The organism is Microbacterium sp., from assembly GCF_011620715.1.
Taxonomy (GTDB): domain Bacteria; phylum Actinomycetota; class Actinomycetes; order Actinomycetales; family Microbacteriaceae; genus Microbacterium.
On the sequence record NZ_WOYP01000063.1, the window covers coordinates 1 to 12,430 of the forward strand.

The following is a 12,430-nucleotide window of genomic DNA, read 5'->3' on the forward strand; positions in this document are numbered from 1 at the left end:
GGAAGCCGGCGATCGAGGACCCGGTGATCCGTCAGGATCTCATGCAGCTCTACATCTGGGCCGAAGCGATGCGTTTCACCGGCTACAAGTCGCTCACCGCCCTCTCGAAGGGTCAGATCCCGGGCCCCGAAGGCTCGATCGGCAAGCTTTCCGCGGCCCGTCTGGGCACCCGGGCATCCGACGTCGCAGTTGCCATCATGGGCGGCGACGGGATGCTGATGCACGGGGACACGGCCGACGCCGGCGTGTGGCAGATGGGACTGCTGAGCAACCCCGCCATCCGGATCGCGGGTGGGTCGGATGAGATCCAGCGCAACATCATCGGCGAGCGCGTCCTGGGCCTGCCGGGGGAGCCCCGGCTGGACAAAGACCTGGCATTCAAGGACGTCGCCAGCGGCTGACACCGCCGCCGCGCATCGAATCTCGGATCGTTTCAGTCGCGCGCGGCTACGAACAGGCGAGACGTCCGTCCGAAAGCGATCACGCGAACTTCTCGTCGACCACCTTGTCGCTGTCGTCGAAGCGGAACCCTTCGTACGAGGCGAGTATCCGATCAAGGGGCAGTTCAGCGAACCAGCCATGATCCTGCACGTACTCCATATATTCGGAGCCGTCCCCGGAGAATGGATGCAGAAGCGCGTCGTGGACGCCGTCGAACTCGAGCGGCTCCACACCGAACCGCGCGCACAACTCGGCGTTGAAGGCCGGAGTCGCTTTGACCCAGCGTCCGTCGATCAGCATTTCGGTGTAGCCGTGCCAGGGGAACAGGTCGCTACCTTGCATCTTCTCCCGCAGCGTGTCGGTCTGCAGGTGATTGCGCACATCGGCGAAACCGAGTCGGGCAGGAATTCCCGCCGCCCGGGCTGCAGCCGTGAGAAGCACGGCCTTGGGCACGCAATACGCACGCGTGGTCGTTGCCACGACGCTCGCGCGGAAGTCGCTGTCCGCCGCGGGAATCATGTACGGGTCATACCAGATGCTGTCGCGCACGGCCACGAAGATCCGGCTGGCCTTTTCGACGGGGTCGGTGGCATCGCCGATCGCCTCGGCGGTGAACTCCTGCACGGCGGGCTGGTCCCAGTCCAGGTACCGTGTCACCTCGGTGAACGTCGGCTCAGCAGTCTTCGCGCTCATCACAACCCCTACGTCGTCCGAGCGCCCCCGCAAGGGCGCCAATCAGCGCCACGCTACCAGACAGTTTCGCTGCATGATCGTTTGCGGGTCAGGTTCCGGTGGTTAGAATCGGGCCCATGACCACAGTCTCCGTCGCTCCTCCCACCCCTGCCGTCGTTGACCTACCAGCTATCGTCGCGGGGGTGCGCAAGACATTCGCCAGCGGTCGCACGCGCAGCGTCGAATGGCGCAGAGCGCAGCTGAGATCGATGGAGCGATTGATCGTCGAAAACGAAACGGCGATCGCCGAAGCACTGGCGCAGGATCTCGGCCGCCAGCCCTTCGAGGCCTGGCTCGCCGACATTGCCAGCGTCGCCGCGGAAGCGAAGGACGCCGCCAAGAACGTCGGCAAGTGGACCAAGCGCAAGCACCGCTTGCTCGAGGTGGCACAGCTGCCCGGCCGCGCGTGGATCGAGTACGAGCCCTTCGGCACCGTCCTCGTCATCGGCGCGTGGAACTTCCCCTTCGCCTTGACCCTGGGCCCGGCGATCGGAGCGATCGCGGCAGGCAACGCCGTCGTGATGAAGCCGTCGGAGGTGTCGCCGGCGTCGTCGGCGCTCATGGCCGAACTCGTCCCGAAGTACCTCGACCGCGACGCCATCGTGGTCGTCGAGGGTGACGGCTCGGTCAGCCAGGATCTCATCGCGCAGGGTTTCGACAAGCTGTGCTTCACCGGCGGCACCGAGATCGGCCGCAAGGTCTACGAGGCCGCCGCGGCGCACCTGACGCCGGTGATCCTCGAGTTGGGCGGCAAGAGCCCGGTCATCGTGGCCGCTGACGCTGACATCGAGGTCGCCGCCAAGCGCATCGCATGGACCAAGCTCATGAACTCGGGCCAGATCTGCATCGCGCCGGACTACGTGCTCGCAGACGCGTCGATCCGCGATGAACTGGTCGAGGCGATCAAGGCCGCAATCGACAAGTTCGAGGCCGAGAGCAGCTCGGGCAAGCCGATCGTCAATCAGCGGCACTTCGACCGGCTGGTCGCCACACTGGCGGCGACCAAGGGCGAGGTCGTCATCGGCGGCGGGTCCGACGCCGGTGCGATCAAGATTCAGCCGACCGTGGTCGTGGATCCCGACCCCGACGAGCCGCTGATGCAGCACGAGATCTTCGGGCCCATCCTGCCGATCGTCACCGTGCACTCACTCGACGAGGCGATCGAGTTCATCAATTCTCGGCCCAAGCCGCTGGCGGCATACCTGTTCACCAAGAGCAAGAGGGTGCGGGAGCGGGTCATCAAGGAGGTGACCGCGGGCGGCATGGTGGTCAACCATCTGCTGTTCCACTTCTCCACCGCCAAGCTGCCATTCGGTGGCGTCGGACCGTCGGGGATCGGTGCATATCACGGCCGGTTCGGCTTCGAGGAGTTCAGCCACCGCAAGTCTGTGATGACCAAGCCCACCCGACCAGACGTAACGAGCATGATGTATCCGCCCTACTCCGAGCGGGCCAAGAAGCTGGCGCGCAAGCTCTTCTGAGATCGCGCGCCACCACTCGTCATCGTCGATTGCGCAGGATAGGAACCCTTACGACCCGGCTGCAGCCCTCCTGCCGCTCATCGTGGTCTATGCGGGATCGAACGACATCAGCGGCGATCCGGCTGTTGAGGCCCTCTCGACAACTCGCATGAGATCGTCGGTGACCAGTTCGCGTGGCGGGCTTGCTCGCCCGTCGAGCATTGCGGACAGGGCGTCCGCATAAAGCAAGCCGAAGTTGTCCATGTCGAACTCGATCGAGGACAGCGGCGGGTCCATCGAGCCGTTGATCGCCATCTCATCGACGCCGATCACTGCGAGATCCTCGGGACAGCGCAGGCCGGCGCGACGGATGCCGGCGAGAACAGTGATCGCCACCTCGTCGTTGTAGGCGGCGACAGCGGTCACTCCTGCTTCGACCCAGCGGCGGACCTTCTCTGCCGCGTCATGGCCGTCCAGCCCGAACTGCTCGTGGAGCGGCGTGGGCAGGCCATGCTGCCTGCAGGCGTCGAGGATATCGTCGCGCCGCGACTCGGCGACCATACGCAGGCCGGGGTCGTCAGTGTCCGCGAATCCGATCCGGGAGTGTCCATGGTCGGCGAGATGATGCACCTGAAGCCAGCCCGATCGGTCGTTTGCTGTCACGCTGTCGCCACTGTCTTGCCGCAGGGAGGCGACCGGAATTCCTCGTTCGCGCAGCCAGCTCACGGTCTGCTCGTCAAGACCGAACATGCTGAAAACAGCGCGAGGTCGCAGGTCTTGGGCGACATCGATGACTGTTCTGCTCGCGGGCGATTCGATGTGCACGATGAGGGTCACGCCCCGTTCCGCGGCGCGCGCGGTCAGCAGACTGCTCACCTCGATGAACAGCTCGCCGAGGTGAACGCCGGGCATCACCAGCAGAGCAATGCGAGACGCGCCGGCCGCGAGGCTCTGGGCGGCAGGATTCGGACGGTAGCCGAGCTCGTCGGCTGCGCGATGGACGGCCTCGCGTGTCTTCTGAGAGATCTTTTGCGATGTGACGCCGTTAAGGACATAGCTCACCGTCGCACGCGACACGTTGGCGCGCCGCGCGACATCCTCGCCCGTCGGCAACGCCCGGGGTGGGAGGTTGGCGTCCTCGGGTGACTTGACAGGAACGGCATCCATAGCTCTATTATGATGGGTGAAGCGCGTAAGTGAAGCGCGTAAGTCACGTGAAAGTGAATTCCCGACGATGGAGTGGGCAGTGAGCACGATGCAGCTCCCGGATGGCACCGTGGAGGCATCGATCAACCCGTTCCTTCTCGCTGAGGCATATGTACCCGACGGAGAGCCGCACGTCTTCGGTGACCGGGTTTACCTCTACGGCTCGCACGACCTGGCGGATGCTTCGCCGCTGATGTGCTCGGGCGACTACATCTGGCCCACCTCGCCGTTCGCTCTTGCCAACTGAACAACCTGCAGTATCCCGAGCACGTGACGAAGAGTGCTCACCACCCCATTCAAAAGGAATGAACATCATGACGATGCCGTCAGAACCACTCGCGCCCGTCGACGACGTCGACGCCGAAATCGCCTTCATCGAGGAGGCAGCGGGCAACGAAGACCCGCCCACTCCGATCAAGGGCGTCCGCCGTCTGCTGTGGTGGATCATCCCGGCGAACATGGGCGTGTTCATCATCTGGGGCGCGTTCCTCGGGATCCTGCTGCCCGCGCAGGTCGCCGGGCTCGACTCGGCGAACAAGATCGCGAACTTTGCGATCATCTCGACGGTCGGCGCGGTCTTCGCCCTGTTCGGGCAGCCGATCGCCGGTCAGATCTCCGACCGCACCCGGTCACGCTTCGGACGTCGTGCGCCGTGGATCATGATCGGATCCGTCGTCGGCGCGCTGTCCCTGGTGGGTCTCGCATTCGCCGACTCGTTCGTGGGTGTGCTGATCGCGGCGACGATCGTGCAGACCGCGTACAACTTCGCGCAGGGACCGCTGTCCGCGGTCATGCCCGACCGGGTTCCGATCAAGCGTCGCGGCACGTTCTCGGCGCTGTCGGGCATCGGCCTGATGGTCGGCGCACTCGGCGGTCAGATCGTCGGCTCGGTGTTCCTCGGCTCGATCGCGGCCGGCTACCTCTTCCTGGCCGTCTTCTCGGTGCTGATGCTGACGCTGTTCGTGATCTTCAACCCGGACTACTCCAGCAAGGAAGTCCCGCGGGAGCCGTTCCGCTTCGCAGACTTCCTCCGCACGTTCTGGGTCAACCCGGTCAAGCACCCCGACTTCTTCTGGGCCTTCACCGGCCGCACCCTGCTCTACGCCGGGTACTTCACCGTCACCGGCTACCAGTTCTACATACTCACTGACTACATCGGCATCGAAAACCCCGCAACGGTCATCCCGGTGCTCGGACTGCTGACCCTCGCCGGCATCCTGATCTCCACCATCGTCTCCGGGCCGCTCTCCGACAAGGTCGGCCGCCGCAAGCCCTTCATCTTCGGATCGTCTGTGCTCGTCGGAGTCGCGATGCTGGCCCCGATGATCTCGCCCACGCTGCCCGCCTGGATGGTCATGACCTTCGTCGCGGGCCTCGGGTTCGGCATGTTCCAGGCCGTCGACACTGCGCTGATGAGCCAGGTGCTGCCGTCCGCGAAGTCGTTCGCAAAGGATCTCGGCGTCGTCAACATCGCCGCCACCCTGCCTCAGGCCCTCGCCCCCGCCATCGCCGGCGCCATCGTCCTCGGCTTCGGCTTCGTCGGGCTGTTCCCGCTGGGTATCGCACTGAGCGTGCTCGGTGCCTTCGCGGTCTGGCCGATCAAGGCATCCCGCTGACATCGCACCCTGAATCACATTCGACAAGGAATCAGAACATGAGCACCATCACCCCGCGGGCCGTCATCGACGCCACACCCCTCCAGCGCGCCGACGCGCTGCTGCAGCAGATGACCATCGACGAGAAGGCCATGCAGCTCTCGGCGACCATGCCGATCGCTCTGCTCGGCCTCGACGGCATCATCGAGTCTCAGGCCGAGAAGCTGCTCGGCAACGGCATCGGCCACATCTCGGCTCTTGGCATGTTCGGCCACAAGTCGCCCGAGACAACCGCTCGTTCCGTGAACTCGATCCAGAAGTACCTGGTCGAAAACACCCGGCTCGGCATCCCCGCCATCTTCCACAACGAGGCGCTCAACGGCGTGTTGGCGCCGGACTTCACGGTCTTCCCGACCGCGATCGGCCTGGCCGCGAGTTGGAACCCCGAGGCAGTCGGGCAGATGGCAGACCTGATGCGTCAGCAGATGCGCAGTGTCGGTCTCCTGCAGGCGCTCGCGCCTGTCATGGATGTCGCGCGCGACGCTCGCTGGGGCCGCGTGCACGAGACGTACGGCGAGAACCCTTACCTCGGGTCCGCCCTGAGCGTGGCGTTCACCAGAGGCCTGCAGGGCGACGACCTGCGCGAGGGCGTCATCGCCACCGCGAAGCACTTCTTGGGCTACGCGATGACGGAGGGCGGCCAGAACATGGCCGCGACCCAGGTCACTTCCCGCGAGCTGCGCGAGGTCTATGCGCGCCCGTTCGAGGCGGCCATCCGACTCGCCGACCTGGCATCGATCATGAACTCCTACTCCGAGATCGACGGCGTCCCCGTCGGAGCCTCCTGGGAGATCCTCACCGGGCTGCTACGCGATGAGCTCGGCTTCGAGGGCACCGTCGTTTCGGACTACACCACGGTCCCGATGCTCCACACGCGCCAACGGGTCGCGCGCGACGTCGCGGAGGCCGGCACACTTGCGCTCACTGCCGGCCTGGATGTGGAACTGCCTGCCACCGTGGGCTATGGCACACTGCTGGCCGACCAGGTCCGGGCCGGCGTCGTCGGCGAGGGGGTCCTCGACACGTCCGTCCGGCGCGTGCTGCGCGACAAATTCGCCTTGGGGCTGTTCGAGCGCCCCTATGTCGACGAGGACCCGATCGTCCTCGCTGGCACTGCGCAGCGTGGCGTCGACCTCGCGCAGCAGCTGGCCGAGGAGTCGTTGACGCTCCTCAAGAACGAGTCGGCGGTGCTGCCGCTGTCTCGTGAGGTGCGACGCATCGCGATCGTCGGCCCGCACGCGGACGAGGTTGGGTTCGCATTCCCCGGCTACACCTACCCGGTGGGCCTGGGGATGATCGGCGGCATGATGGCCGGCGGCGAGGGCAGCATGGCGGGACTCGACGAACTCGGCGGCGAGATGCCGGCGGAGGCCATGGCGGCGGCGGGTGCAGAGTTCGGTGCCGCATTCGCGGTGTCGCCAGAGGACTACATCCGTCAGCACTATGGTTCGATCAGCCTGGTTGAGGCGGTCCGGGAGCTGGTTCCGGATGCCGAGATCACGGTCGTCACCGGGTGTGGCGTCCTTGACTCCGAGCCATCTGACATCGACGCCGCGGTCGTGGCGGCGGCCGGCGCAGACGTCGTCATCGCCGCGTTCGGTGGCCGGGGCGGCTGGTTCTTCGGTGCGACCACCGAAGGCGAAGGATCCGACTCGGCCGACCTCGAGCTGCCGAGCACGCAGCGCGCACTCCTCAGCGCTGTCGCGGCGACCGGCACTCCCGTGGTGGGTGTGCTCTCGACCGGCCGCCCGATGGTCATCACCGAGTCGCTCCCGTCGCTGTCCGCGCTCGTGCACGCCTACTACGGCGGCCAGCAGGGGACGCGGGCGATTGCGAACGTGCTGTTCGGAGTTGCAACACCCGGCGGCAAGCTTCCGTACAGCATTCCGCGCCACACCGGCCAGGTTCCTGTCTACGCGGGCCAGCACGTCGGCAGCGGCTACCGTCGCACCGAGACCGACATGCACCAGGGTTACCGTGACATGCCGGCGACCCCGCTCTTCGCGTTCGGGCACGGCCTCAGCTACACGACATTCGAATACGGTGACATCAGCCTGAGTGACAGCACCGTGGAGGGGACCGGGTCGGTCGACGTCAGGATCAGGGTCTCGAACACGGGGACGGTGGCCGGCGACGAGGTCGTCCAGCTGTACTTCAGCGACACCGCAACGGGGCTGGTTCGTCCCGCCCAGGAACTCGTCGGCTTCCGGCGGATTTCACTCGCACCCGGTGCGTCCTCCACGGTGACGTTCACGGTGCGGATGGACCAGCTCGGCTACCTCGGCCTGGATGGGTCGACATACATCATCGAGCCCGGCCCCATCGACGTGCTGATCGGCTCGGCGTCGGACGACATCCGCGCCCAGGCGACGTTCGACGTCGTCGGACCGACTGTCCAGCTCGGCCGGTCCCGCTCGTTCCTGTCGGTTTCGCACGTCGAATAGGAGGCCGGGAACCGCTCGGCTTCGATGAGTCTGGCGATGGGTGTGGCCGAGTCGGTCAGGTCCGTCAGAGTCGGTCAGGGTCGCGGCATCCGTACCGCCACGTACAGGTCGACGAGCCGATCGCTGAGCTGCCGACGGAGCATCGCCGACTCGTTCAGCAGCGACAGCGCGTCGACGAGGGTCGAAGGCAGAGAGCGGATGCCGCGTGCTTCGCGTTCTTCGACGCTCAGGCGCAGGGGACTCAGCTCGATCGGTGCGGGAGGAGTCGTCCTGCGCGCGAGGCCGTCCGACGCTGCCGCCAGGAGGGCGGCGACCGCGAGGTAGGGGTTGGCGGTGGCATCACCGGGTTTGACCTCGATGTTCGCGCCGTGGGCGCCCGCCTGCGCCGTGGAGGGGATGTAGCGCACGGCTGCTTCGCGGTTCTGGACACCCCAGCAGAGCGAGGCCCCCGACCATCGGCCCGGTCGCAGCCGCTCGTAGCTCGACTCGCTCCCGCACAGGAGCGCGGTGGCGGCGGGCAGCGCATCGAGAATGCCCGCGATGACTGCGAGGCCGTCGCGCGTGGGGGTGTCGGGCGCCGTCGGCGTCAGCAGGTTGCTCTCACCTTGCATGACGGAGAGGTGGATGTGCATGCCGTTCGCCGCGGCGCCGACCGGCGGAATCGGCGCGAACGACGCGGTGAGGCCGTGGCGCAGGCTGACGCGCTCGATGACAAGACGCGTGAGCAGGTAGTCGTCGCACGCAGCGAGCGGATCACGGGCAGCGAGGGCGAGTTCGAACTGACCGAGACCGTGTTCGGCATGCACCTGAAGCACCGGTACGCCCGCGATCTCGAGATCGTCGAGCAGGGCGTCGATGAAGAGCTCATTCTGCAGCAGCGGCCGCTGACCGTATGCGGGGCCCTCGTGGGCGGGACGCGGGCCGGAGTCGGCGGCACCATCTCGAATCAGGCTGAACTCGATTTCGAAGCCGATCCGTGCCCGCAGTCCGCCCGCCATGAGGTTCTCGACCGTTCGGCGCACCGCGTAACGTCCGCAGCCGAAGAACGGTGTCCCTTCGGGCCAGAGCACGTCGGCGGGTGCCCAGCCGAGCTGCATCCGCTCGTCGATCAGGGCAAGTCGCGACGCGTCGGGTCGCACGAGCACGTCGCCGATCACCGCATCGAGCCCTGCGGCGTCTATCGGCTCGTCGCGCGGGGTGAAAAGCGCGGCGCTGCTGATCGAGGCGTGTACTCCGCTGTCGAGGGCTGCCGCGATGTGAGGGCGCGGGATGATCCGCGAGCGTTCGGTTCCGGCCGCATCGATGAGGGTGAGGAGCAGTCTGCGGAGGGACCCGCCACGGATGCCGCTCTCCGCGTGCGGGCCGTTATCGTTGTCGCCCACATCGACCCCCGCCCGTTCCGTCCCGGCCCGATGTGTCCGCCCGATCTGACCGATACGTCACATTGTGCTCGCTCGCGGGCGCCATCGTCCAGACGGGTGACAGAAGCACGGCGGCCCTGACGTCGTGCTGTGGGTGACATATTGATCCCCGGTGCGCGAAATATGCGGCAGGCGGCATCGAATGCGGATGCCGCGTGCTCATGTCGTCAGGCCGCGAGGTAGTCGAAGCGGGCTCTGCCGCCGAGGCGCGGGGTTCGATCGATGTCGACATGTCGGGGTGGGATGAACCACACTCTTGCGCGGGTGCCGACGCCGTCTATCCGTATGTCCCAGCCGTTGTCGTGGATGCGATGGTGGCAGGATTCGCAGAGCAGCACGCCGTTGGCGAGATCAGTGGCGCCCCGATCTCGAGTCCACCACTTGATGTGATGCGCTCGGGTCATTCCCGGTGGTAGTCCGCACATCGCGCACCCGCCGTCTCGTTCGACCAGCGCGAGCCGCTGTGACTTGGTGAAGAGCCGCTTCTCGCGTCCCCAGTCGAGGATCTGTCCGTCCGTGTCGAGCACGCAGGGGATGATGCGTCCGCCCGCGGCCATTTTGCGTGCGGTGGCGATGCTCACCGGTTGGCTGATGCCGTCGATGAGGGCGTGGCCTTCGCCGCTCTGGAGGTCTTCGAGGTTCATCCGCACGACGACGGTCGCCCCGCCGAGCGGAATGTCGCTGTGGTCGCACCCGAGGAAGTGCCGGGCGATCAGCGCGAGCGCGTCGAGTCGACGCTGGGGGACCGACCGCAGGTCTGAATCGGGGTCGGATCCGCGGTGTGGGTCATCGAGCGCCGCGCGGAAATCGGCGGTGACGATCGCCTCGACTGCGGTCTTGATGGGCGCGCCCGACTCGACGTCGCACTTGCCGGTGAAGTGCAGCATTCCGTCGCGCTCGTACATGACGAAGGACCGGTCGCCGCGCGCGTTGCGTTTCTTTCGGTTCGAGCCCATCGGGGTCGAGATGAGCCTCCGCGCGAGCGGTCAGCTTGGCGAGCTGGTCGAGGCTCATGCCGACGGCCTGGTCGGAGAGGATGCTTTCCGCAGTGTCGAGCGCCACTCGGTCGGCGCGGAGCGCGGCGCGGTCGAGCATCGTGATGCCGCAGCAGCCCGAGCGCGTTGTTGACCGCGATGAGGTGGGCGCCATTCAACGCGGATGCCGGCAACAGCGGCCCTTCACCGCCTGCGGCCCACGCGGCGCGAAGCAGGGCGAAGGCTTCATCGATGCCGGCGAGCGGATCGCTCGAGTCGTCGATGGGATCGTCGATGCATCGATGTTACCCGCAATCGTAGTGAGTGTCAAACAGATATTCTAATAGGGCCTGATAAAACAGGGGTGTGCGGGTACGATATTTGACCAGGGGTTGCAACTGTTTAGAACATAGATGGTATTTTGCCACCCTCGTTCGCCATCCCACCCCCACCGCGCCGGAACTCGTCACTCTGATCCCCAGTCACCGGGGTATGTTCAGGCGCGAGGGTTCTCAGGTCATGCACCTGGAGACGAAGTACTTCACCGGTGAAGTGCTCGCCTATCAGAACAAGATCTGCCCGCGGCTGCCGGATAGATCCCTGAAGGAAGGTTCCCGTTCCCGAGTAATGCGGTGTTCACCTGACTGGCGGCCATCGGTCTGCGCTGGTCACCCCTGCGTCACCTCCGATCGTTAGCGTGGCGCCGTCCCACAACCCCCGAACACTGAGGAGACTCTTCGTGCGTACTCGCATCATCGCCGGCGCCGCCATCTGTGCGACCGCCTTCGCACTCATGCCGGCCACGGCCGGCTTCGCCGCCGACGGGCCGATGGGATTCGATCCCATCGACGGAACCCCCTACTCCGAGGCGACGGCCACATGGACGGAGCCGTTCGTCATCCCCGAGGGCTACTCGCAGAAGCTGCTCGCGGATGAGACCGTGCTCGACATCTACGGTGACGGCGTCGACGACCTCACCGACATGAACACCGTCAACGAGACCGGGCAGCAGGCGGGCCGCTACCTCTACCGCACACACGAGGTCGGTGCCAATGGCGCACTGTCGGTCGTCGACCTGAAGACCGGTCAGGCGAAGGTCATCGCGCAGGATCCAGGCTGGCGCCGACTCGACGGCATCCGCTGGACTCCGTGGGGTACGATCCTGTTCGCCGAGGAGACTGCCGGCGGTCGCCTGTTCGAGGCGTTCCTGGACCCCAAGGACCCGACCAAGGTCGTCAAGGTCGAGACGCGCACCGAGGTGGGCATCCTGCGCCATGAGGGCATCGAGGCCATCGGCGACGGCACCGTCTTCGTGATCGATGAGCTGAACGGCGGGTCGATCTACAAGTTCGTGCCCACGACGCGCGGCGACCTCTCGGACGGCCAGCTCTACGCGCTCAAGCTCACCGGCCTCGACGACAGCGCCCAGCTGTGGAGCTCGGCGACCTTCGGAGAGAAGGTCGGCGCATTCGAATGGGTCGCGCTGGACATGGACCTGGTCGTCACCGACGCGGATGCTGCCGCCAACGCGGTCGCGGCAACCGAGTTCGGTCGCCCCGAAGACGTCGAGGTGATCGGCAGCACCCTGTATGTCGCGAACACCTCGGAGGACCGCGTCGTCGCGATCGACCTCAACAGCAACGTGCTGTCGAGCTTCGTGCAGTCCGGCCTGAACGTCCCCGTTGAGGATGCGGCCGCAGGCGTGACCGGGTTCAACAACCCTGACAACCTTGCGCAGGGCCCCGACGGTCGCCTCTGGATGGTCGAGGACAACTACCTCTCGGATGTCTGGGTCGCCGGTCTCGATACCGACCACGACGGTGCGGCTGACTCGGTCGAGCAGTTCGCCTCGCTGAAGGACTCCGGCGCTGAGATCTCGGGGATCTACTTCGGCAAGGACCCGAAGACGCTGTTCCTCAACGTCCAGCACCCCGACAAGGCGCAGGCCGACGGCACCTGGACCATCACACAGCGCTGATTCTCGCTGACAACCGCTAACACGCGCTGACAAGCGGGTGGTGGATGCCTCAGTCTCCATCACCCGGCGACGTCGTCTGGGTTGACTTCGGATCGCCGAGGGGTTCCGAGCCGGCGAAG

Annotated in this window: 11 protein-coding genes; 7 read left to right on the forward strand and 4 right to left on the reverse strand. The window is 66.1% G+C overall.

What is annotated here, in order from left to right:
- Positions 1 to 401, forward strand: a 401-nt coding sequence (locus QZV84_RS05775) for an acyl-CoA dehydrogenase family protein (protein WP_292826690.1), incomplete at its 5' end; no start/stop codon positions are given.
- Between the two features lie 79 nt (positions 402 to 480).
- Here QZV84_RS05775 and QZV84_RS05780 read toward each other — a convergent pair.
- Positions 481 to 1,134 (reverse strand): transglutaminase family protein, encoded by a 654-nt coding sequence (locus QZV84_RS05780; protein ID WP_292826693.1) that lies wholly within the window; start codon positions 1,132 to 1,134, stop codon positions 481 to 483.
- A gap of 116 nt (positions 1,135 to 1,250) precedes the next feature.
- On the opposite strand from QZV84_RS05780, the gene QZV84_RS05785 reads away from it, so the two are divergent.
- On the forward strand, positions 1,251 to 2,654 hold the full coding sequence (locus QZV84_RS05785; RefSeq protein ID WP_292826695.1) for an aldehyde dehydrogenase family protein: 1,404 nt from the start codon (positions 1,251 to 1,253) through the stop codon (positions 2,652 to 2,654).
- A gap of 87 nt (positions 2,655 to 2,741) precedes the next feature.
- Here the strand turns inward: QZV84_RS05785 and QZV84_RS05790 are convergent, their stop codons facing one another.
- Complete coding sequence (locus tag QZV84_RS05790; RefSeq protein ID WP_292826698.1) at positions 2,742 to 3,887, reverse strand: LacI family DNA-binding transcriptional regulator; 1,146 nt, start codon at positions 3,885 to 3,887, stop codon at positions 2,742 to 2,744.
- On the opposite strand from QZV84_RS05790, the gene QZV84_RS05795 reads away from it, so the two are divergent.
- From QZV84_RS05795 to QZV84_RS05805, 3 genes are all read left to right on the forward strand, one after another.
- Entirely contained in the window at positions 3,880 to 4,086 is a 207-nt protein-coding gene (locus tag QZV84_RS05795) for a hypothetical protein (RefSeq protein ID WP_292826701.1), read from the forward strand. The genes QZV84_RS05790 and QZV84_RS05795 overlap by 8 nt on opposite strands.
- A 67-nt stretch (positions 4,087 to 4,153) precedes the next feature.
- A complete protein-coding gene (locus tag QZV84_RS05800; RefSeq protein ID WP_292826704.1) occupies positions 4,154 to 5,455 on the forward strand; it encodes an MFS transporter in 1,302 nt (433 codons plus the stop codon).
- Between the two features lie 38 nt (positions 5,456 to 5,493).
- Positions 5,494 to 7,938 carry a glycoside hydrolase family 3 N-terminal domain-containing protein gene (locus tag QZV84_RS05805; protein WP_292826707.1) on the forward strand — a complete coding sequence of 815 codons (2,445 nt, stop codon included), beginning with the start codon at positions 5,494 to 5,496 and terminating at the stop codon, positions 7,936 to 7,938.
- Positions 7,939 to 8,012: 74 nt separating this feature from the next.
- On the opposite strand, the gene QZV84_RS05810 is transcribed toward QZV84_RS05805, so the two are convergent.
- Together QZV84_RS05810 and QZV84_RS05815 are read right to left on the reverse strand one after the other, a co-directional pair.
- On the reverse strand, positions 8,013 to 9,320 hold the full coding sequence (locus QZV84_RS05810; RefSeq protein WP_292826710.1) for a glutamine synthetase family protein: 1,308 nt from the start codon (positions 9,318 to 9,320) through the stop codon (positions 8,013 to 8,015).
- Positions 9,321 to 9,526: 206 nt separating this feature from the next.
- Positions 9,527 to 10,315 (reverse strand): DUF222 domain-containing protein, encoded by a 789-nt coding sequence (locus QZV84_RS05815; RefSeq protein WP_292826713.1) that lies wholly within the window; start codon positions 10,313 to 10,315, stop codon positions 9,527 to 9,529.
- Between the two features lie 143 nt (positions 10,316 to 10,458).
- Here QZV84_RS05815 and QZV84_RS05820 point away from each other — a divergent pair, with 143 nt between their 5' ends.
- Positions 10,459 to 10,677: a hypothetical protein gene (locus QZV84_RS05820; RefSeq protein ID WP_292826716.1), complete on the forward strand. Its 219-nt coding sequence runs from the start codon at positions 10,459 to 10,461 to the stop codon at positions 10,675 to 10,677.
- Between the two features lie 395 nt (positions 10,678 to 11,072).
- On the forward strand, positions 11,073 to 12,311 hold the full coding sequence (locus tag QZV84_RS05825) for an alkaline phosphatase PhoX (protein ID WP_292826719.1): 1,239 nt from the start codon (positions 11,073 to 11,075) through the stop codon (positions 12,309 to 12,311).
- Positions 12,312 to 12,430 lie beyond the last annotated feature (119 nt).